The sequence below is a fragment of the Reinekea marinisedimentorum genome (assembly GCF_004341165.1).
In the GTDB taxonomy this organism is placed as follows: Bacteria; Pseudomonadota; Gammaproteobacteria; order Pseudomonadales; family Natronospirillaceae; genus Reinekea; species Reinekea marinisedimentorum.
The window spans coordinates 196,841-216,954 of record NZ_SLZR01000003.1 but is presented as its reverse complement, the minus strand read 5'-3'; the positions used below and the strand labels follow the sequence as shown (position 1 = coordinate 216,954).

Annotated in this window: 18 protein-coding genes; 11 read left to right on the top strand and 7 right to left on the bottom strand. The window is 49.5% G+C overall.

The annotated features are described in order from the left end of the window. Positions 1 to 6: 6 nt before the first annotated feature. The 5 genes from BCF53_RS05105 to BCF53_RS05085 all read left to right on the top strand — a co-directional run bounded on the left by BCF53_RS05105 (position 7) and on the right by BCF53_RS05085 (position 7,667). Positions 7 to 2,700 carry a cation-translocating P-type ATPase gene (locus BCF53_RS05105; RefSeq protein ID WP_132700434.1) on the top strand — a complete coding sequence of 898 codons (2,694 nt, stop codon included), beginning with the start codon at positions 7 to 9 and terminating at the stop codon, positions 2,698 to 2,700. A gap of 112 nt (positions 2,701 to 2,812) precedes the next feature. Beyond that, positions 2,813 to 3,493 carry a hypothetical protein gene (locus BCF53_RS05100; RefSeq protein ID WP_132700433.1) on the top strand — a complete coding sequence of 227 codons (681 nt, stop codon included), beginning with the start codon at positions 2,813 to 2,815 and terminating at the stop codon, positions 3,491 to 3,493. Positions 3,494 to 3,711: 218 nt separating this feature from the next. Then, on the top strand, positions 3,712 to 6,315 hold the full coding sequence (gene clpB / locus BCF53_RS05095) for an ATP-dependent chaperone ClpB (protein ID WP_132700432.1): 2,604 nt from the start codon (positions 3,712 to 3,714) through the stop codon (positions 6,313 to 6,315). Positions 6,316 to 6,399: 84 nt separating this feature from the next. Beyond that, positions 6,400 to 7,350 (top strand): DnaJ C-terminal domain-containing protein, encoded by a 951-nt coding sequence (locus BCF53_RS05090; RefSeq protein WP_132700431.1) that lies wholly within the window; start codon positions 6,400 to 6,402, stop codon positions 7,348 to 7,350. A gap of 2 nt (positions 7,351 to 7,352) precedes the next feature. Beyond that, positions 7,353 to 7,667: a chaperone modulator CbpM gene (locus BCF53_RS05085; protein ID WP_132700430.1), complete on the top strand. Its 315-nt coding sequence runs from the start codon at positions 7,353 to 7,355 to the stop codon at positions 7,665 to 7,667. Positions 7,668 to 7,803: 136 nt separating this feature from the next. Here BCF53_RS05085 and BCF53_RS05080 read toward each other — a convergent pair whose 3' ends face one another. The 4 genes from BCF53_RS05080 to BCF53_RS05065 form a co-directional block, all read right to left on the bottom strand. Continuing rightward, positions 7,804 to 9,030 (bottom strand): tyrosine-type recombinase/integrase, encoded by a 1,227-nt coding sequence (locus BCF53_RS05080; RefSeq protein ID WP_132700429.1) that lies wholly within the window; start codon positions 9,028 to 9,030, stop codon positions 7,804 to 7,806. 144 nt (positions 9,031 to 9,174) lie between these two features. Then, a complete protein-coding gene (locus tag BCF53_RS05075) occupies positions 9,175 to 9,978 on the bottom strand; it encodes a hypothetical protein (RefSeq protein WP_132700428.1) in 804 nt (267 codons plus the stop codon). Positions 9,979 to 10,153: 175 nt separating this feature from the next. Then, entirely contained in the window at positions 10,154 to 11,188 is a 1,035-nt protein-coding gene (locus tag BCF53_RS05070; protein WP_132700427.1) for an aminoglycoside phosphotransferase family protein, read from the bottom strand. A 128-nt stretch (positions 11,189 to 11,316) separates the two neighbouring features. Next, the gene (locus tag BCF53_RS05065) at positions 11,317 to 12,231 is read right to left on the bottom strand and encodes a DMT family transporter (protein ID WP_132700426.1); all 915 of its coding nucleotides are present in this window, start codon (positions 12,229 to 12,231) and stop codon (positions 11,317 to 11,319) included. A 134-nt stretch (positions 12,232 to 12,365) separates the two neighbouring features. On the opposite strand from BCF53_RS05065, the gene BCF53_RS05060 reads away from it, so the two are divergent. Next, positions 12,366 to 12,830 (top strand): Lrp/AsnC family transcriptional regulator, encoded by a 465-nt coding sequence (locus BCF53_RS05060; RefSeq protein WP_132700425.1) that lies wholly within the window; start codon positions 12,366 to 12,368, stop codon positions 12,828 to 12,830. 32 nt (positions 12,831 to 12,862) lie between these two features. Here BCF53_RS05060 and BCF53_RS05055 read toward each other — a convergent pair whose 3' ends face one another. After that, positions 12,863 to 13,948, bottom strand: a complete 1,086-nt coding sequence (locus BCF53_RS05055) for a coiled-coil domain-containing protein (RefSeq protein WP_132700424.1) — start codon at positions 13,946 to 13,948, stop codon at positions 12,863 to 12,865. 181 nt (positions 13,949 to 14,129) lie between these two features. Here BCF53_RS05055 and BCF53_RS05050 point away from each other — a divergent pair, with 181 nt between their 5' ends. The 4 genes from BCF53_RS05050 to BCF53_RS05035 all read left to right on the top strand — a co-directional run bounded on the left by BCF53_RS05050 (position 14,130) and on the right by BCF53_RS05035 (position 17,822). Next, on the top strand, positions 14,130 to 15,320 hold the full coding sequence (locus BCF53_RS05050) for a tyrosine-type recombinase/integrase (protein ID WP_132700423.1): 1,191 nt from the start codon (positions 14,130 to 14,132) through the stop codon (positions 15,318 to 15,320). Positions 15,321 to 15,472: 152 nt separating this feature from the next. Beyond that, positions 15,473 to 15,979 carry a glycine cleavage system transcriptional repressor gene (locus BCF53_RS05045; RefSeq protein ID WP_132700422.1) on the top strand — a complete coding sequence of 169 codons (507 nt, stop codon included), beginning with the start codon at positions 15,473 to 15,475 and terminating at the stop codon, positions 15,977 to 15,979. A 243-nt stretch (positions 15,980 to 16,222) separates the two neighbouring features. Continuing rightward, positions 16,223 to 16,957, top strand: a complete 735-nt coding sequence (locus tag BCF53_RS05040) for a metal ABC transporter ATP-binding protein (RefSeq protein ID WP_132700421.1) — start codon at positions 16,223 to 16,225, stop codon at positions 16,955 to 16,957. Further along, positions 16,950 to 17,822, top strand: a complete 873-nt coding sequence (locus tag BCF53_RS05035) for a metal ABC transporter permease (RefSeq protein ID WP_132700420.1) — start codon at positions 16,950 to 16,952, stop codon at positions 17,820 to 17,822. Before BCF53_RS05040 ends, BCF53_RS05035 begins: the two co-directional genes overlap by 8 nt. Before the next feature lie 9 nt (positions 17,823 to 17,831). Here the strand turns inward: BCF53_RS05035 and BCF53_RS05030 are convergent, their stop codons facing one another. Together BCF53_RS05030 and BCF53_RS05025 are read right to left on the bottom strand one after the other, a co-directional pair. Next, positions 17,832 to 18,479 carry a BUD32 family EKC/KEOPS complex subunit gene (locus BCF53_RS05030; RefSeq protein WP_132700419.1) on the bottom strand — a complete coding sequence of 216 codons (648 nt, stop codon included), beginning with the start codon at positions 18,477 to 18,479 and terminating at the stop codon, positions 17,832 to 17,834. Between the two features lie 102 nt (positions 18,480 to 18,581). Continuing rightward, positions 18,582 to 19,166: a thymidine kinase gene (locus tag BCF53_RS05025; RefSeq protein WP_132700418.1), complete on the bottom strand. Its 585-nt coding sequence runs from the start codon at positions 19,164 to 19,166 to the stop codon at positions 18,582 to 18,584. Positions 19,167 to 19,253: 87 nt separating this feature from the next. On the opposite strand from BCF53_RS05025, the gene xthA reads away from it, so the two are divergent. Continuing rightward, positions 19,254 to 20,078 carry an exodeoxyribonuclease III gene (gene xthA / locus BCF53_RS05020; protein ID WP_132700417.1) on the top strand — a complete coding sequence of 275 codons (825 nt, stop codon included), beginning with the start codon at positions 19,254 to 19,256 and terminating at the stop codon, positions 20,076 to 20,078. Positions 20,079 to 20,114: the final 36 nt, after the last annotated feature.

The window sequence follows — 20,114 nt, the reverse complement described above, 5'->3', positions numbered from 1 at the left end:
AGCGGTGTGAATCAATCATCCAATTATGTTAGTCAGGCGCATGCGTCTTCTATCGAGGATGTTTTCAAAGCGTACAACACGACCGATGCTGGCATAAGCTCGAAGGAGCTTGCCGACAGGCAGCAAACCTATGGGCTGAACGCGTTGCCGCTGCCCAGCCCCACACCGGCGTGGAAACGGTTCCTGTTACAGATTAAAAATGTACTGATTTACATTCTTCTGGGCAGTGCGTTTATCAGCCTGTTGCTGCAGCACTATATCGATGCCGGTGTTATTGCTCTGGTTGTGGTCATTAATGCGATCGTGGGTTTTGTTCAGGAAGGCAAAGCCGAACAGGCGCTTCAGGCGATTAAATCCATGTCGAAAACGCATACCCTGGTTGTGCGCGATGGTTCTATGCTGAGCGTGGAAAGCTCGATGATCTTTCCGGGTGACGTTGTTGTCATTCAGGCTGGCGACAGAGTGCCGGCAGATGTGCGGCTGTTTTACTGCAAAGACTTCCGCTGTGATGAATCGCCTTTAACCGGCGAATCTCACGCAGTGAGCAAACAAGCTGACGCGATTGAACAGGCTGCACCGCTCGCAGAGCGCACCAACATGGCCTTTATGGGGACGATGGTTACCAGCGGTATGGCCCGTGGCGTGGTTTGCGCGACCGGTGTGGATACACAGATTGGTCAAATTTCTGAAATGGTACAGCATACCGAGCTACCCAAAACACCCCTGCAGATACAGCTGGAGCAGTTTGCCAAGCAGCTCAGCATGGGTATCGGCATCGTTTCGGTGTTTGTACTGCTGTTCGGATTCTTTGTGAAAGGCTACCCGTTGCAGGATATGTTTCAGGCGGCGATCGGTATTCTGGTGGCGTCGATCCCGGAAGGGTTACCGGCCATCGTCACCATTGCACTGGCTATTGGTGTGATGCGCATGGCCAAACAAAATGCACTGGTACGCAGGCTGGCCAGCGTAGAAGTGCTGGGTGCTGTCGATATTATCTGTTCGGATAAAACCGGAACACTGACCATGAATGCCATGACCGCGCGGGAACTTATTGTCGCCGGTCATGCCTTTAAAGTGACCGGGGAAGGCTATAGCCCATCCGGCACGATCGTTGATGAAGCGAACGAAAGCAATATTCCGCCATTAGCTCAAAACTCTATTAACCTGGCCTGTCATGTCGCATTGCTCTGCAACGATGCCAACATACGCGAGCATGAAGGTGAGTGGGAGTTGCATGGTGACCCGACTGAAGGCGCGTTACTGGCTCTGGCAATGAAGCATGGCCTGGTGCCGGCGTCAGTCCGGCATGACTGGGGTAAAACAGATGAATTGCCATTCGATTCCGACCGCCGGTATATGGCAACTCTGCATCACAACCCTGAGGGCTCGAAGTTTCTCGCCATTAAGGGCGCTCCCGACAGGCTGATGTCATTCAGTCATTTTCAGCAGGGGGAAAATGGGCCTGAACCGCTGGACCATGATTACTGGCACGCGGCCATTACCCACATGGCTGAACGGGGTATGAGGGTCATGGCATTGGCTTACCGGTCTGTTGAAGACAGCGGCGAGTTGAGCCAGGCAATGATCGAGCGCGACGTAACCCTGATTGGCCTGGTGGGCATCAGTGACCCGCCACGTCCGGAGGCTATTGCCAGCATCGTTGATTGCCAGTCTGCAGGTATTCGGGTGAAGATGATTACCGGCGACAGCCCAATTACCGCCGGTGCCATCGGCAGAGAGTTAGGCTTGCGCGCGGAGCGTGTTGTAACCGGCAGTGAGCTGGATGCAATGGATGCAGATACCTTTGCCGAAACCGCTGAGCAGGTCGATATCTTCGCCCGCACCAGTCCGGCCAATAAGCTGCAGCTGGTGCAGGCGCTGCGTGCTCGGCAACATGTGGTTTCAATGACTGGCGATGGTGTGAACGATGCGCCGGCTCTGCGTCAGGCAGATATCGGCGTCGCCATGGGTAAGAAGGGAACCGAAGCCGCTAAAGAAGCCAGCGATATAGTGCTGACCGATGATCTGTTCAGCACCATTCGGCTGGCCGTGGCAGAAGGCAGAACGGTGTATGACAACATTGTGAAATCCATCGTGTTTGTGTTGCCGACTAACATGGCGCAGGCACTGGTGATTATCATCGCCATTTTTGCCGGCCGCCTGTTGCCCATTACACCTGCGCAGATTCTATGGGTGAACATGGTGACCGCCATTACTCTGGCATTGGCGCTGGCCTTTGAACCTCCGGAACAGGGCGTGATGGAACGAAAGCCCAGAAAACGCATGCAAAGCCTGATTACCTTGCCATTGCTTGGCAGAATGTTATTGGTCGGCGTTTACAGCGCACTCACCGTGTACTGGTTGTTTTCGCATGCCAGAAACGCCGGAGTCGATATTGATCAGGCGCGAACCATAGCCGTTAATGCGCTGGTAACCATTGAAGCCTTTTATCTGCTGAATTGCCGTTTCCTGCATTCGCATATTTTCCATCGCTCATTCCTGAACGGCATACTGCCAACGGTGATAGCGCTGTTGGCTATTGCTGTGTTCCAGCTGTTGTTGACATACTTTGGCCTGTTCCAGGCGGTGTTTGGTACAGCGCCAATCGGGCTTGGCAGCTGGGCGATGATTTTTACGGCGGCCGTGCCCATCCTCTTTATTGTCGAAGTTGAAAAGCTGATCTGGCGCTCGGTATCCTGAGTGCCTTTTACCCGCAAACATGACATAGCCGTTTTAGCTTTAAGCGGCTACTTTTACAGCAGAGGCAACTCTTTTAGCTGGCACAGCTTTCTGATTTAACGGAGTGTTAGCGATGCAGCGAGTAATTTTTCTTTCAGTTTTAACGACCGCTTTTGCCTGTCTGGCTGAGGATTTTTCAGCGGATTGTCTTCAGTTCAAAAGGGAGCTGAGCCGGCAACAACAACTGATGCCTGTCGATTACGGGTTGCGCTTCAGCGGCTCGTTAATTGATTTGGGCTCTTCATTAAACCGCACCACCTCTATTCAGCTTGAAGACGGCGAAATCACCATCCCCTATGTGGGTGAAGAGGTTATTACCCTGGATGATCTGGAAGAAACGGTAGAGCTGCAATATCAGGGTAACTCACTGTTGGCTTATAGCTACGAAGCAGAAGCCTTTACTGATGTTCGCTCTGAATTGTTAGGCTATGAACCCTTGCCACAGCACCTTTTTGAACAACCGGTCACACCGGAGTGGCTGACCTATCAGAGCTTTAACGTAGAACCTGAAAGCCTGGATTGCGGCGATCAAACGGAGAGTGGTTTACGTAACACGGCTTACCTGCTTAACAAACCTATCTGGGCAGTCAAAGGTTCAAAGGTTTTTCGTCTTTCAGACTACGAAGTCGGTATGTTGCAACTGGTCCCGTCCAAGCAGCGGGCCAATGTTCTAATTCTGCAGAAGGGTAAGGTTTTTCGCTTTGAATACGGCAGCGATAGCAGCACAACCATGACCCTCTGGCTCAACAGATGATAATTTTTTGAACAGCAGAAGTTGCTAAAAATCAAACAATGGTCATTGGGTTCCAGCCTCTGTTTTCTTATTACAAAATAAAAAAACACAGTCTTATTAAGTACAAAAATAATATTAAAAGAGCTTGTAAAAAATAGTTTTCTAACAGGTCTGAGGGTTGAATTGCGAACAGTTAACGCAACTTCTATAGTGTTAAATATGCTCTTGGAGCCCTCAATATGCGAATCGATAAATTAACCAGCAAGTTCCAATTGGCTCTGGCTGATGCCCAAAGCCTGGCACTAGGGCACGATAACCAATACATCGAGCCAGTCCATGTTATGTCTGCTTTGTTGAACCAGGATGGTGGTTCAATTCGTCCTTTACTGGCAAAAGTTGGCGCAAATACAAACCAGCTTCGTTCAGAGTTGAGCGAGGCCATTGAACGATTACCCAGCGTTACCGGTGATGCCGGTGATGTTCACATCTCCAATGATTTAAACCGGCTGTTTAACCAGGTGGAAAAGCTCGCGCAAAAGCGCAACGACCAATATATTTCCAGCGAACTTTTCCTGCTTGCCGCCATTGAAGAAAAAGGCACCCTGGGTGAGTTGCTTAAATCCGCCGGCGCGACGAAAGCCGCCGTGGAAAAAGCCATTGATGAAGTGCGTGGCGGCCAAACTGTGAATGACCCCAACGCCGAAGAACAGCGTCAGGCACTGGAAAAGTACACCATCGACCTGACCGAGCGAGCCGAGCAGGGCAAGCTAGACCCGGTGATTGGCCGCGATGATGAAATTCGCCGTGTCATTCAGGTTTTGCAGCGCCGCACAAAAAACAACCCGGTGCTGATTGGTGAACCCGGTGTCGGTAAAACCGCCATCGTTGAAGGCTTGGCGCAACGCATAGTTAACGGCGAAGTACCTGAAGGCCTGAAGAATAGACGCCTGTTATCGCTCGATATGGCAGCGCTGATTGCCGGTGCAAAATTCCGTGGCGAATTTGAAGAGCGCCTGAAAGCGGTATTGAATGATGTCTCCAAACAGGAAGGCGCCATAATTCTGTTCATCGATGAAATTCATACCATGGTTGGTGCGGGCAAGGCCGATGGCGCAATGGATGCCGGCAACATGCTGAAACCGGCACTGGCGCGCGGCGAACTGCATTGCGTAGGCGCAACCACGCTGGATGAGTACCGCCAGTACATTGAAAAAGATGCTGCGCTTGAGCGACGCTTCCAGAAGGTGTTGGTTGATGAACCCACTCAGGAAGACACCATTGCTATTCTGCGTGGTTTAAAAGAAAAGTACGAACTTCATCATGGTGTCGATATTACCGACTCGGCGATTGTTTCTGCGGTAACACTTTCAACCCGCTACATTACCGATCGTCAGTTGCCAGATAAAGCAATTGACCTGATCGATGAAGCCGGTTCCCGTATTCGCATGGAAATTGATTCCATGCCCGAAGAGATGGATAAACTGGATCGCCGATTAATTCAGTTGAAAATGGAGCGTGAAGCGCTGAAAAAAGAGAAGGATCAGGCCTCACAAAAACGTTTGGAACTGCTGGAAGACGATATCGGCGGTTTAGAAAAAGAATTCTCAGATCTGGAAGAGATATGGAAGGCAGAGAAAGCCTCTTTGCAGGGAGCTACCCATGTTAAGGAAGAGCTGGATCGTGCCCGAATAGACTTGGAAGCGGCACACCGTGCCGGCGATTTAGCCCGCATGTCGGAGCTGCAGTATGGCCGTATTCCCGAGCTGGAAAAACAGCTGGCAGGCGCACAGGCCGCTGAATCAAATGAAATGACACTGCTGCGTAACAATGTTACCGAAGAGGAAATTGCCGAAGTCGTTTCCCGCTGGACCGGCATCCCAGTATCTAAAATGCTGGAAGGCGAACGCGAAAAACTACTGCATATGGAAGAGGCGTTAGGTAAGCGGGTGATTGGCCAGGAAGAAGCTATTGAAGCTGTTTCCGATGCTATTCGCAGCTCGCGCGCCGGTCTTTCCGACCCTAAACGCCCGAACGGTTGCTTCCTGTTCCTTGGCCCAACGGGTGTCGGTAAAACCGAACTTACCAAAGCCTTGGCAGAGTTTCTGTTCGATACTGAAGATTCCATGGTGCGGATTGATATGTCCGAGTTTATGGAAAAGCATTCGGTTGCGCGTTTAATTGGTGCGCCTCCCGGTTATGTCGGCTACGAAGAGGGTGGTTACTTAACGGAAGCGGTACGCAGACGCCCGTACGCCGTCATTCTGCTCGATGAAGTTGAAAAGGCTCACCCGGATGTATTCAACATTCTGTTGCAGGTTATGGATGATGGTCGCCTGACCGATGGCCAGGGCCGCACGGTTGATTTCCGAAATACCGTCATAGTAATGACCTCTAACCTGGGAAGTCAGCTGATTCAGGAGCTGGCCGGTGACGAGCACTATGAACAGATGAAAGAAAGTGTCATGGAAGTGGTGGGTCAGCATTTCCGGCCGGAGTTTATTAATCGTCTGGATGAAACGGTGGTCTTCCACCCATTACGTCAGAATGAAATTCGCGACATTTCGCGCATTCAACTGGCTTATCTGCAAACCCGAATGGCTGAAAACGAACTAGCACTGGAGGTTGACGACTCCGTAATCGACTTAATCGCCGAAGCTGGGTTCGACCCATTGTTCGGTGCGCGTCCGCTCAAGCGTGTCATTAAAGCGCGAATCGAAAAAGAGCTGGCGAAACAGATTCTCGGTGGAAAATTTAAACCGGGCGATACAGTGGTCGCCAGTCGCGATGACAAAAACATTGTGTTCAGTGTCGTTGCCAATGCAGAAGTCGTTGAAGAGGACTAGTGCTTTACTGCCCTTCCTTTTGGAAGGGCAGAGGCTATCTTCACCACGGTCATTATTAACTCGCCAATATACAGAAGTGTGAGTATGGAATTTAAAGATTACTACGACGTGATTGGGGTAAAACGCGACGCCGGTCAGGACGAGATCAAGCGTGCTTACCGGCGGTTAGCCCGAAAGTATCACCCGGATGTCAGTAAAGAACCGGATGCCGAGGCACGTTTTAAAGAGGTCAATGAAGCCTATGAAGTGCTCAAAGACCCTGAAAAACGTTCTGCTTATGATCAGCTGGGTAAAAATTGGCAGTCAGGGCAGGATTTCCGACCACCACCGGATTGGGATCAGGGTTTTGAATTTCAGGGTGGCGGCTACACCAACGCCGATTCGGCCGAGTTCAGTGACTTTTTTGAAAGCCTGTTTGGGCAACGATTTTCACAGGGTTTTGGCGGACATACGCAACGGGGTTTTCATGCCCGTGGTGGCGACACCCATACCAAAGTGGTTATCGATTTAGAGGATGCCTATCGTGGCGGGCCAAAAGCCTTCACGCTTAAGCATACGGTGCTCGGTAACGATGGCCGGCCACACATTAAAGAACGCGTGCTGAATGTGCGTATTCCTAAAGGTGTGCGCCAGGGGCAACACATTCGCCTTGCCGGGCAGGGTGAGCCGGGTGTCGGTGATGGTAAGCCGGGAGATCTGTACCTGGAAGTGAGCTTTAAACCGCACTCTTACTATAAAGTGGAAGGCAAAGACGTCTTTATTGATCTTCCGGTTGCGCCGTGGGAAGCCGCGCTGGGTGCAACAGTTAAAACACCAACGCCAGACGGCACCGTTGACCTTAAAATACCTGCAGGTTCCGGCACCGGTAAGAAGCTACGCTTAAAAGGACGCGGTATTCCGGCAAAAGAAGCGGGCGATTTGTACGTCGTCATCAAGGTTGCATTGCCCAAAGCAGATACAGAAGCCGCCAAAAAGGCCTATGAAAACTTCAGGCAGGCCTGTAACTTCAATCCACGAGCAGGGCTGAGGCTTTAATTATGGCTAAAACCTTAATGACCTTAATCTCCGGGCAAATTCTGGATGAACGACCTTCACTCAGCCTGGGGGAGTTAAGTCGGGTTAGCGCGCTGAGCGCCGAAAAACTCATTGAACTGGTCGAACTGGGTGTCATTGAGCCTTACGGCCCTGAACCGGACAGTTGGCGCTTCAGTAGCGTTTGCATTAAGCGCGTTCGCCGTGCGCATCGTTTGCAGAGAGATTTGGGTGTAAATGCCGCCGGGGTAGCGCTGGCGCTCGATCTGCTGGATGAATTGGAAGAACTGCGGGAACGACTGGATAGATTGCAGCAATAGCAATAAAACGGCCGTGCTTAAGTTTCAGTATAAAAGAGTTCGGGTTATACGCTCTTATGTCCAATACTTGGCAGTACTTGCAATAGCACATAAGGCGGCGAGAAGCGGCATAAAACCGCTGTAGTTAAATTATTAGTTAAATCTTCCTGTTTTTACCGCTTTCTGCGCGTTTCTTGTTTTCGGACTGAACATATACCGTATCGGTCGTTGCCATACTGGCATGGCCTAAATCTTCCGATAAATCTTTCATGGCACGCCCGCGTTCAACCTCCATACTGGCGCCGGTATGCCGCAGCCAATGTGTTGAGGCTTCTTTTAACTGCTGTGCTGGCTCCGGGCCTTGTTCGCGAGCCATACGTTCATAGGCTTTATCGAAAGCTTCCTGTACCAGCCGGCTAAGCTGCCGGCCCGTTGGGCTGCCGGCGCCACGCAATTTATAGATAATCGGGTTTGCTTCGCCTGGCGATGGCAACGGCGGTAAATTCTGCTGCACACGATAACGCCTCAAGTATTCAATGAAGCTATCCGGCACCGTAACGTCACGCAATTTACGGCCCTTGCCATAAACCTTAAGCCACCAGTTGCCGTCGTGATCCTGCCAGAAATCACTCATCGTCGGCTGCCATTCCGTACGATCTGAAAACTCAGAGATGCGTAAAAACAGGCTTTTCAGGCTGACAATCAAAAACAGATTACGCTCGTAGTAAGCATCGGTTTCAGCCAATTGATGGCAGGTTTCAATCATATAGGCCCACTGGTCTTCAGTAAGGCGCTTAATATTCTTAACCTGAGCATCCTTTATAAAGTACCGGCAATTCTTTTTAGCCAATGGCACAGGGTTGCCGAGTAAATATTCTTCTTCGGTCATGTGCTTAAAAAAGGCGTTCAGCGCCGTGAATAACGATGCCAGGCTCTGCTGTGAAGGCCGATACTTGGCTTTATCCGGTTTCTGATTGGAGCCTTTTGGCACCGACACCTTAAATGGCTTCCATTTTGCGTTAGGCTTGAATTCACCGTTGATCAGCTCAAAACGTTCATGGTTATTAAAGGTGATCCAGGGTTTCGGTGGCGACCAGAAAAAGTCGATAAACTCCAGAATATCGTTACGGCGTAACGACTCCAGCTTTTGCTGCTTAATCAGGAACAGCCACAACAGCAGCTTTTCAACCTCGCTGCGAAACCGGATAAAGGTGTTTTCCGACTTATTACGCGCAATAAATGTCAGGAAATCAAAACCCTGTTCCCAGTCTTGTTTTTTCCATGGTTCATCCAGTATTTCAGGCAAGCTGCTATAGTCGGCGCTGTGGAACTCTTTGAATTCAGAGAGCTTAGGGAATAACGGGTACGGCTTTGGAGTCGGCATGGCTACTGGGTTCTAAGGTAATTGACGGTTACTATAAATAGCATTCAAACCCGCAGCAAGTACGATTTGGTATTGGACATAGGGTTTTATCAATAGCAGGCTATCATCCGTTTGTGCCTGCTGCATGCGCACAAGTAGGTATTATTAATTCTCAGGGAAATCCCTTAGAACGTTTTTAGTCAGTGGAACATTCATAGATTCATTTACTAAAGTTTCTAATAGTGCATCCTCTCTAGAGCTGACTTTTAAAAAACTATTACCATTTCTAATTAAATCGAAGGAAGGAATAGTGTTCTTTAAGTTTTCAGGAAGTTTTTTTCCAATCAGCATATGAAACCTCAAACCGATAATTTGAAACACATGCACCCAATGAGATGGGTTGTTTCTTTTTATAGCCTTAGGAATAAGCATCATTTTGTCAGAAGGAATTGATCCTGTATCGTCGATTAAATACATAAACAAATAAATACTGTTTAGCTCTCCCCTTCCATTGAGTAAGTATTTTCTTAGACGCTCTTCATAAGGTCCTAGTTGTAGGGTTTTATTGTCTCCTGTTACTGAAAACCTCCAATAGACGCTTAATGCGAAGTACTTTAAAGCCTCAATGTCTACATTTTGTGGGAATAGACAAAGCGTAGCTCCAGAGATTCTTGTAACTTCTTCATGATTATCGATAATTGGTAAGTCACCAGCGTGAGAGTATTGACGTGCCCATTTCTCTCTACTCGAAAATGCTATTTCACATTTCTCACACAACAAGTAACTTCGGATTTGTTGTTTTGGGTAGTAAATTTTATTTCTATCTACTCGAATTAATCGCTTTTGCCTCCCCCCTTCTGGGCTCTTCTGAATAGCCTTATAACCCCAATTTGGAAGGTAATGAGAACTTTTAAGCTCAACATTCTCTCTATTACAAAGGTTACACTTACCAAGAACAGACTTAGCCATTTTATTGATCACCTACAATATTTTTATTTCACTCAAAAAGTCGATACCTTTTCTGTACTATTTTGACACTTACACCTTTGAATTCGATTTATCAATATAGATTTGATTAAGCTATTAATACACTTTAGATAAAAGCCTACTTTGCATGGTTTAAATGATTGGGACTGCTAACTCATTAAACTAGTCGCCTTTCAATTCCTTGTTGCTCCAAAAGGCATTTATTGCTTTCCTGCCAACAATATCTACCAATTTTCCAATGCCCCGGGCTCCACCCCTTCAGAAAGCGATGAAAATCTGCCCAGGCCACCGGGTAAAGTGGACGCCATGCTGCAATAACTTCGTCTGCATCGACGCCCTTTTGCCATTTCTTTAATCCCAGTGACAGTTGCTCAAAATAATATTCCACCCAGCCGTGTGCTTCGGTGACCAGCCGTTCATCCGGCATCACACTGCTTAATAAAAGCATGAGGTCTTTTACACCCGGCCCATTCCCTACATACTGGAAATCTACAGCGGCCACCTTCTTACCACTGGCGTCAAAACAGAAGTTGGCCAGTTTTGCATCGCCATGGATTATTGATTGATACGGGCAGGCACGGAGCTGCTCATCCAGGGCACCGGCCAAACGTTTAAGTTCGCCTTCTGGCATGGCTTGCCACTCGTCAGGTCGGGTATCTAAATGCCAATAACCGCCAACCGGCCACAAGCCTTCAGAGTTGTGCTGGAGCGTGCGGGCGTGAAACTGCGCCAGCCAATGAATGCAGCTTTGAATTTGGCTATCCGTTGGCCGGTCATCCTGACCGGCAGTAAATCTTACCGGGTAATCGACGGCCAGGTCTTCCAACACTAATAGCAAGCCGTGGTTGGATGCTTCAGAGTAAACGAGCCCTGGCATACGTGCTGCCGAATTTAACGAAGAAGCAAACTGACGGTACCAATGCAGTTCAACCTGATAAGAACGGCGCTTGCGTTGTTGCGATAGTGTGGTATTCCAGCCTCTGGGGTGGCCGCCTGAAGGCTTATCAATAATCTGCTTTACAACGAGTGACTTTGTCTTTTCTGCTGCAGAACCACGTTCTGCGGTTGAAAGTAACATCCGGACCAGCTCTCCCTGACCGGCCCACAGCGACTGCATTGGCGTTACATCGATTATCGTCCGGCACTTGGCTGCTTGGTATATTGCGCTTTGTTGTTCGGTGGTTAGCTTCATTGACTCTCTGTGTTTTTGCTCGTATTCAGGCATTTTACAGAATATTAAGACTTCGGTGAGCAAGACGAGCGTTTACAGCATACTGCCTAACAGCAGAGCATAACTTTATAAATTCAAAGCAACTGGGCTTAGCTTCGGTTCGACAAAACGACACCCAAAACAGCCAGGCTGACACCGATAACCACGAATAGGGTTAGCGATTCATGAAATACCGGCACAGCAAGCAATGCCGTCAGTGCGGGAGAAAGCGAGCCAAATGTTGATGATTTCGCCGAACCCAGTTGGCTGACCGCGTAGGAATAACCCGTCGTCGCCAGTACTCCAACACAAAGCCCCTGAACCAGGATAAATGGCATAGCATCGTGCAGTGAAAAGACCCCAATATTGCTTTTAACCATACCCGTCATAATCAATAAAAGGGTAATTGCCAGTGAACCGCCAGACATCACGATGGCAACGCTGATGGGGCTTAGCCGACTACGTTTAACACTCATCGTAAAGGCCGCCCAAACCAAGCCGCCCAATAACAGGAATATTAGCCCGTTAAACATCTGCTGTGTAAGCGGACCGGATTGCCCAAAAAGCATGCTGAAAACGCCGGCTAAAATCAGCAGCAGAGCAAAGCCCCGATTCTTCGTAATTTTTTGCCGGGAGAAACAGGCAGCCAGAATGGCAACGAAAAGCGGTGAAGTTCCGGCCAGAACGGTTCCAACAAAAGCCGCTGGCGCTGTTTTCGCACCAAGCGCCGCCAGATAGAAAAACGGAACTCCCGCCGTCAGAATTAACATCGCATCCAGCCAGCGAATACGCCGAATTTCATGCCATTGCCTACGGGAAAATGGCGCAAACACAAACACCGGTAGTGCAAACCGGATCAGCGCGACATCTGCGGTTGTCAGGCCTGAGCTGGAAATTGCCCGCATTGTCAGGGCAAACCCGGACCAGATGAACACCACCATCGCAATGGCAGCGTATCCCTTTAGCTGTGGCGATAGCCGAATCGGACGCGCGACATCGGAATCAGGTGCTAATACCTGTTGCATATTCATTATCCTGACGAATTAGACTGGCAAATTATTCATCACACCGGGCGCTTTCTTTCAGCTATTAACTGGTAATTACAACTAAAATTAGGGAATAATCTCGCCAAAGACTAAATTATTGATGGATTCCACTAATGATAAATCTCGACAGAATTGACCGGCACATGCTTATGATTTTGCAAAAGGAAGGCCGGCTTTCTACCGCGGATCTTTCTGAGCGCGTTGGTCTTTCACCGTCACCCTGCGCCCGCCGGCTGAAGCGTATGGAAGATGAGGGTCTGATTGAGAATTTTCAGGTCAACCTGAATAAGAAGAAGGCCGGCATTACCCTGACGTTCTTCGTTGAGGTGAATCTTAATGACCATCAGGCTGAATCGATTGCGAAGTTTGAAAGCGCCCTCTCCCACTTCGAGGAAGTCGTCAACGCTCATGTCGTTTCTGGCGGTTATGACTATCTGTTGGAGGTGGTCAGCCAAGATCTGGAAAGCTATGAAGCCTTCACCCGCAAATTGCACAACATCACCAGTTTAAAAGACATTCAAACCCATCTCTCGGTCAGGCAGGTCATTGAAAAAAGCCCACTCCCGGTCTACATATAGCGGCTTAGGCTCAAAACGGTATCGTGAGTGTTTTAATCGGTTTTATTTGCAGAGGTCAGCAGCCCCTTCTCCGCCCCCTCGCCTGCCCGCGCCAACTCGGCTTGCAAGGCTGCATTCTGCCTTTCTAGCTCAATTAAACGCCGATCCTTTTTCTCTTGCCCGCTACGTTCACTTTCCAACTGAGCCAATGTGATGGCTTGCGCCTGCTCCAGATTCCGGATATCTGCTTTTAGGCTGGCCTGAGCCTGCTCAGCGCTGTTTTGTTGTTGCTGTAATGCGCTGAATTCGGCTTGCAAAGTTTCCAATCTGGTTTGCAGTTGTTGCCGTAATTGGGTGCTTTCGGTTTCACTGCGAATTCGTTCATCTCGCTCAGTCAGCCAGGCGGCTTCGCGTGTTTGGTAGTTCCGGTCACGCTCTGCCGCTTGTACTTTGTGGCTTTCCAGTTGTTGCGTCAGCTGAATCAGTTGAGTGCTCTGCTGTTTATTGGTTTGATTCAGCTCATCGCACTGTTCCGCCAGTTTGCGAGTGGTTTGTTTCTGTTCCGCAAGGTCAGCCTGAGTGGTTTTCAGGGCTTGGCTGGTCACATCCAGTCGGGCTTCTGCCTGCCCGGCGCGCTCCCGCGCATCAGCTAAGGCATGCTCCAAGCCATCGCATTTAGCCTGCAAGGCAGCCTGATTTTTGTCTGCCTGTTTCTCCGCTTCAGTGAGCTGATTTTGTAAGGTGGCGTTTTGAACTTCCAGGCCGGCAAGCTGCTGCTGAGTACTTTGCAACCGGGTCTGCATGGCCTGCTGTTCATCGTGCAGTGCCAACTCACGCGCTTTTAGCGCATTTTCCCAGTCAGTCAGGCGAATTTCAGCCACCTGTTTGGCCCAACTACGAATGGCTTCAAATGCTTCCGAAGGAAAGTCTTCCTTCAGCTGTGCTTCAGCTTCGCGTGTTTGGATCATTTCTGCGGCGCACGAGCGCCCTTCAGCCATAAGATTATTCACTTTTTGCCGGTGTGTACTGCCCAGTGCTTTCATGACGACCTCTACCGTGGCGTTTTGGCCATTCCGCCAGCACTGGAAGATGGCTTCACCAACAGTGCTGGCGGTAACAGGTTGTTTTTGTACGGTCATTTTTAGGCTCCCGGGCAGATTTTAAGCTGCAGTTGCTGCGTTTTTAATAGAATATACTTTTTATTCTAGATTTTAAAATTAATATTCCAATGAGTGTTGATTCTTTAAGATAACTAAAATTATCTTATAGAAATAACGATGGTGTGCGAAAATAGCCCTTTAAACTGTCGCTGGAGTGTTCATGGCAACCGCCCCACTGCTGCCGGTCGGCCCAACGCTCGCCTGGCTGGCCCCTATTGAAACCCTGGCAAGCTTTAACAGGCCGACGGGGGCCTGGTCTGAATCTGATGCGGCCTGGGTATATCGTTACCTGTGCAATGGCTGTGGTTCGCCTGCAACCCGTAAAGCAGTTCAGGGTGAATTACTGCGCCTTGCCTATTACATGCGCAAGCACAACATTCCGGCGCTGGCGGAGCTGAATAGCGATGATGCCGCCGGCTATCGAGATTGGCTGGCGGCCACGAAAGAGCCGATTGAAGTATCGGTAAGGCCAGTCCGAAGGTTGGTTAACGGTGAATTCAATGCGCAATGGCGGCCGTTTCGTTCAACCGCTCCTCTGGCCGGTAATGCTATAAAAACGGCGTTGCGATTAATTTCCGGCTGCTTGGCTTTTCTTCAGGATGACCCACACTGCCCGGTTCAGGGCAATCCGTTCCGGCGTGTAGCCAAAGGGGTTGAACAAGCCAAGCGGAAAATCACGGATGTTGATGATGATTTACACCTCTATACCAAAGCACTCAGTGCTCAGGCGCTGGATGCATTGTTTGCCTATTTGGCATCGGATCAATTTCGCGGTAGCGAGCAAAGCCGTACAGCCAAGCAATGGCTGCTGATGTTATTCAGCCAAACCGCCGTCCGTGTAGAAACGCTGGTTACACTCACAACGGACAACCTGTTCCCGGATGAAGCTCAACCCGGAAAGCTACGCTTGCGTTTCCGCGCCAAGCACAACAGCCGGGTCGATCAGCCCTGGTCGGCAGAGCTGAACCAGGCGTTTGAGGCCTATTGCATGGCGTATGGCTTTGATGCGAAGGCTCAGGCACTGCTGCTTTGGGCCGGTATTAAATCACTGCCTCAGCCTGCACCGGTATCTGCCAGCTCTGTTTGGGCGATGCTCCGCACGCTTGGCAGGCAAACCGAGCAGTGGGTCGCGGAAGGCATCGGCGTTCCCGGTACAATCCTGAACCAATGGACACCACACGACAGCCGACAGTTGCTGGCACTGCACCCGCATACGCTGCGCCATACCTGGTGTACCCATGCGGTGAATATTCAACAGATGGACCTACTGTTAGCCAAGCAACATATGGGTCACTCTTCTGTGACGGTAACGGAACGTTATGTATGGCCGGTTCGCTCCGGGGCTAGCTAGCGGTGCAGTCACCACTAGTGGCGCTTACTTCTTAAAAAAATTGAGAAAAATCAAACCGAAGGCGCTCTTACATAAAAAAAGTTACACAGTTATCAGGTAATGGTCTATCTGTGCCTATACTAATAATAGGCATAATAAAAAGAGGTTCGCTTATGACTGTTCAGCTAATCGTATCCGTTGTAGGCCCCGAAAAAATGGGCCTTATCAAACAGCTCACTGTTAAGACGGCTGAAATGGGAGGCACCTGGATTGCAAACAAGGTAACCCACCTGGATGGCCAGATTGCCGGTCTGTTAAAACTGAAGATTGACGAAGATAAACTGCCAGCCTTCAAAGAAATGATGAGCAGTTATGAAGGGATCAGCGTTGGCTTTCATGAGGTGTCTGATTCAGAACCCGTCAAGAAAACACTTGTCCGCCTTACCCTTGAAGCGGAAGACCGCAGCGGCCTGACCAGCGATATTACTCACCTGCTCTATGATCTGGATGTCGTCATTGATCATCTGGACAGCAACCGGTACCCGGTAATCGGCCTGAATACCGGCGTATTTGAAGCCCATTTAACACTGGAATTGCCTGAAGCGCTGAGCATTGAAGGGCTCAGAATTGAGCTTGAAAAATTGGGCGGCAATATCAGGGTATTTCCGGATGCTAAATAGATAGCCGGCTGTCAGAAAGAAAATTAAGGGGGCTATGCTCCCTTTTTAATGCCCAGCCTTTTCAGAGGCGTAATGACGACACGAAAGACCCTTTAAATGCTTATGATATAAGGTATCATTCCGCTCACTTTCTTCCCGGTACCCTGTTTCAATGTATTTCTTTTATTTACATATAGCTGTTCGTATTTCTGCCGTGGTTGTTTTTCTGGCTTTAGTAGCCCTATTATTGGCGGGCGTACTCTAATGCTGAAGTTTGAAAACCTCACCATCGGCTACAACCGGCACCCTGCTGTTCACCACCTTAACGCTACCATCAGTGAAGGCGATTTCATTGCTCTGATCGGGCCAAACGGTGCTGGCAAATCCACCTTGCTGAAAACCATTCTGGGCCATGTCTTGCCTCTGGAAGGTAAAGTGCTTTTCAATAACATATCCAAAACCGAAATCAGCTACCTGCCTCAATCGAGCGCGGTTGACCGGAAATTCCCTATTTCTGCCGAGCAATTTGTGGCCACCGGGCTGTGGCATGAAAGCGGGCCATTCCAACGCATTACTAAAGAGCAACGCGAGAAGATCCACCATGCGCTGCGCCGGGTTGGAATGCATGGTTTTGAAAAGCGGCCCATCAATGCGCTCTCTGGCGGGCAGTTTCAGCGCGTTTTATTCGCCAGAAAGCTGATCCAAAACGCCCGGCTGCTATTGCTCGATGAGCCATTTGCCGCGGTGGATGAGCAGACCATTGAAGATTTAATGAAGGTGCTGATCGAACTCCACAACAGCGGCGCAACCATTGTCGCGGTTGTCCATAACCTTGAACTGGTGCGCAAATACTTCCCGAAAACAATGATTCTTTCCCGCGAGCTGATCGGCTTTGGCCTAACCGCTGAGGTAATTACCACCGAAAATCTGGCCCGTGCCAGCAGCATTGGCTTCGGCGATGTGAAGGCCGATATCTGCGAGGTATCGCATCATGCTTGAGATACTGACCGGGCCGTTTGCAGAATTTCTGTTTATGAAGCGGGCGTTGCTGGGCACCTTAATGCTATCCATCAGCACGGCGCCTATTGGCGTGTTTTTGATGCTCCGGCGCATGAGCCTGACCGGTGATGCCATGTCGCACGCAATTCTGCCGGGGGCCGCCATTGGCTTTTTGTTTGCCGGGCTGTCGGTTACCGCCATGACCATTGGCGGCTTAATTGCCGGCAGTCTCGTGGTTCTGCTTTCAGGTGTTGCAGCACGCCAGACAGACACAGCCGAAGACAGCAGCCTGGCAGCATTCTACTTAACGTCGCTGGCTATTGGCGTGATGATTATTTCCATGTCTGGCAGCAACGTTGATTTAATGAACGTCCTGTTCGGCTCCACACTGGCGCTGGATAACACCGCACTTATTCTGCTTTTCATTATCTGCGCTATTACCCTGCTTACCCTTGCTGTGTTTTACCGGCCATTGGTTATGGAATGCATCGATGCAGACTTCCTGAAATCGATCAGTCGCTATGGCGCTGCTGCTCACTACGGCTTTTTGATTCTTGTGGTTCTGAACCTGGTCAGTGGCTTTCATGCCATGGGCACTTTGATGTCGGTAGGTTTAATGATTTTACCGGCAACCGTGGCGCGGTTTTGGGTTAAACAGCTGGAGCCACTGATACTATTATCGGTGCTACTGGCATTTATAGCCTGCGTTTCAGGTTTGCTGTTTTCGTACTATGTCAGTGTGCCGACCAGCCCAACCATTATTACAAGCCTGGGGGCTGCGTATTTCGTGTCTGTTCTGTTTGGTTTGAACAATGGCATTGTTACGCAGTGGCTGATCCGCACCAGAAAACACCTGTCTGCTTAAAGGCGTCTACTATTTACGAGCGGCAGAATGCTGATAAAGCGCTTTAAGTTCTGCCACCGTATGCTCAAAACCCAGCGTTCGCGGTTTTGGCGTTTCCTGATCTGGGTGGAGTAAATCCAATCTGTTGGTGTCGTTGAACAGCTTCATGCCTTCCTGGTTCAGCCAGTAGTAGATTCCCCAATGCGTGAAATCCCACTCGTCGATGTAGGCGTTCATTTCATAGTCGATGTAATAGATTTCACCCTTGCGCACAACAAAGTTGGATGGAAAGTAATCCAGGTTGATGTCGTGGGCTTTTAAATCTTCAGAGAATTCAAAGGCCTTCATGAATATTTCAGTCGTCATGGCGCCACAGCTAACCAGGTCTGAAACCAACTCGCCTTCAATATGTTCCTTTATTAGATAATGATTTTCTGAGTTGGCTTCGAGCAGCTCCGGGATGCTGATCTTGGTTTCACGCAAACGCTCGTAAGAGTCTATTTCAGTTTGGAAGCGGGCGTCTTTAGCCGTAGGTGACTCGTCGGGAAGGTCGATAAGGTGCTTGCAGATGTAATGATTGTTGTCGTCTTTTACCAGGTACGTGCAGTTTCCTACACCTCTTTCGAGTTTTTGAACAATTTCCAGTGGTGATCCATGCAAAAAATAATCTATTGCCATTACCAAAGCTCATTTACAACAAGTGCGTTAGATTGCCATATTGTAGTGCGTTTTGGCTGATCTAACGCAAAAATAAACGGATTTAAGCCATTACTTTCGTCATCAGTTTTCGCGCGTGATCAGCCCCAGCGCCTCGTAGTAGTGCTTTCGGCACATAGAAACATAGCGCTCGTTACCACCGATCTGAACCTGAGCCCCTTCGGCCAGGGCATTACCGTGCTCGTCCATGCGAACAACCATGATTGCCTTGCGGCCGCAGTGACAGATGGTTTTTAGCTCCGTCAGTTTGTCTGAAATGGCCAGCAGCCGCTCAGAGCCCGGGAACAGCTCTCCCTGGAAATCGGTGCGAATGCCATAGCACAACACTGGCGTATCGAAACGGTCGACAATCATAGCCAGGTCGTCAACCTGCTTACGGGTTAGAAACTGAGCTTCATCGATCAAAATGCAATCAACCTCGGGCAGTTGCTGGTACCACTCAATCAGGTCTGTGCTTTCAACGAAGGTGTCTGCTGGCTTTTCCAGCCCAATGCGCGAAGCAATGCGACCGTCGCCAAAGCGATTATCCAGGCGCGCGGTCAGCAGGCGGGTTTTCATGCCGCGTTCGTGGTAGTTGTAGTCAGACTGAAGCAATGCCGTGGATTTACCGGCATTCATTGCAGAGTAATAGAAATAAAGCTGGGCCATAAGTTGGGCGTATCTCGAGTTTCATTAATTTTTAAGGTCGACAATAATACTGGGCTACTTGCTCTAGGCTCAACGGAAAAACAGTTAATGAAAATAATTTCTTTTAATATCAATGGTATTCGCGCACGTTTTCACCAACTTTCAGCCATTCGGGAAATTCATAACCCCGATATTTTAGCGCTGCAGGAAATTAAAGTGCATTCCGACATGTACCCGCATGACGATGTTCTTGAGCACAGCGGGCTGGTTTCGCATGTTTGGGGGCAGAAATCACACCACGGCGTAGCTACCCTCGCCAGAACCAAGGTCGATTCCACTTGTGGTTTTCCAAATGACAGCGAAGACGACCAGCGCCGACTGATAGTTACCCGGCACCCAACCAAAGATGGCCGTATGCTCTGGGTGGTCAATGGCTATTTCCCTCAGGGTGAAAGCAACAAGCACGAAACAAAATGGCCGGCCAAGCGCAAGTTTTATGCAGATCTCCTCACCTGGCTGAACAGCGAAGTGACGCCGAATGATCTGGTGATCGTATTGGGCGACTTCAACATTGCCCCTGTTGATGAAGATATCGGCATTGGCGAGAAAAACGCCAAGCGCTGGCTGCGTGAAGGTAAATCTGCCTTTCTTCCGGAAGAACGGGAATGGTTTGAGCGGGTTCGTCATTGGGGCCTCGTGGATAGCTTCCGTGCCGTTAACCCTGAAACTAACGATCGGTTCAGCTGGTTTGACTACCGCTCCAAAGGCTTTGCGGATGACCCTAAGCGCGGACTGCGCATTGATCACATTATGATCAGTCAGCCACTGGTGGATTTAATACAGGATGTTGGTATCGACTACGAAGTGCGCGGAATGGAAAAACCAAGCGACCATGCGCCCGCCTGGCTGACTTTGAATTTAGACTTAATGTAAGTGGTAAACCGCCCCCGGCACTGCACACGAATATCT

What these genes read in the sequence shown, in the direction of transcription:
- BCF53_RS05045 (WP_132700422.1), top strand. Translation starts at nt 15,473, where the DNA reads ATGACTGTTCAGCTAATCGTATCCGTTGTAGGCCCCGAAAAAATGGGC.
- BCF53_RS05100 (WP_132700433.1), top strand. Translation starts at nt 2,813, where the DNA reads ATGCAGCGAGTAATTTTTCTTTCAGTTTTAACGACCGCTTTTGCCTGT.
- BCF53_RS05050 (WP_132700423.1), top strand. Translation starts at nt 14,130, where the DNA reads ATGGCAACCGCCCCACTGCTGCCGGTCGGCCCAACGCTCGCCTGGCTG.
- BCF53_RS05070 (WP_132700427.1), bottom strand. Translation starts at nt 11,188, where the DNA reads ATGAAGCTAACCACCGAACAACAAAGCGCAATATACCAAGCAGCCAAG.
- BCF53_RS05025 (WP_132700418.1), bottom strand. Translation starts at nt 19,166, where the DNA reads ATGGCCCAGCTTTATTTCTATTACTCTGCAATGAATGCCGGTAAATCC.
- BCF53_RS05035 (WP_132700420.1), top strand. Translation starts at nt 16,950, where the DNA reads ATGCTTGAGATACTGACCGGGCCGTTTGCAGAATTTCTGTTTATGAAG.
- BCF53_RS05055 (WP_132700424.1), bottom strand. Translation starts at nt 13,948, where the DNA reads ATGACCGTACAAAAACAACCTGTTACCGCCAGCACTGTTGGTGAAGCC.
- BCF53_RS05060 (WP_132700425.1), top strand. Translation starts at nt 12,366, where the DNA reads ATGATAAATCTCGACAGAATTGACCGGCACATGCTTATGATTTTGCAA.
- BCF53_RS05080 (WP_132700429.1), bottom strand. Translation starts at nt 9,030, where the DNA reads ATGCCGACTCCAAAGCCGTACCCGTTATTCCCTAAGCTCTCTGAATTC.
- BCF53_RS05040 (WP_132700421.1), top strand. Translation starts at nt 16,223, where the DNA reads ATGCTGAAGTTTGAAAACCTCACCATCGGCTACAACCGGCACCCTGCT.
- BCF53_RS05030 (WP_132700419.1), bottom strand. Translation starts at nt 18,479, where the DNA reads ATGGCAATAGATTATTTTTTGCATGGATCACCACTGGAAATTGTTCAA.
- xthA (WP_132700417.1), top strand. Translation starts at nt 19,254, where the DNA reads ATGAAAATAATTTCTTTTAATATCAATGGTATTCGCGCACGTTTTCAC.
- clpB (WP_132700432.1), top strand. Translation starts at nt 3,712, where the DNA reads ATGCGAATCGATAAATTAACCAGCAAGTTCCAATTGGCTCTGGCTGAT.
- BCF53_RS05075 (WP_132700428.1), bottom strand. Translation starts at nt 9,978, where the DNA reads ATGGCTAAGTCTGTTCTTGGTAAGTGTAACCTTTGTAATAGAGAGAAT.
- BCF53_RS05065 (WP_132700426.1), bottom strand. Translation starts at nt 12,231, where the DNA reads ATGCAACAGGTATTAGCACCTGATTCCGATGTCGCGCGTCCGATTCGG.
- BCF53_RS05090 (WP_132700431.1), top strand. Translation starts at nt 6,400, where the DNA reads ATGGAATTTAAAGATTACTACGACGTGATTGGGGTAAAACGCGACGCC.
- BCF53_RS05085 (WP_132700430.1), top strand. Translation starts at nt 7,353, where the DNA reads ATGGCTAAAACCTTAATGACCTTAATCTCCGGGCAAATTCTGGATGAA.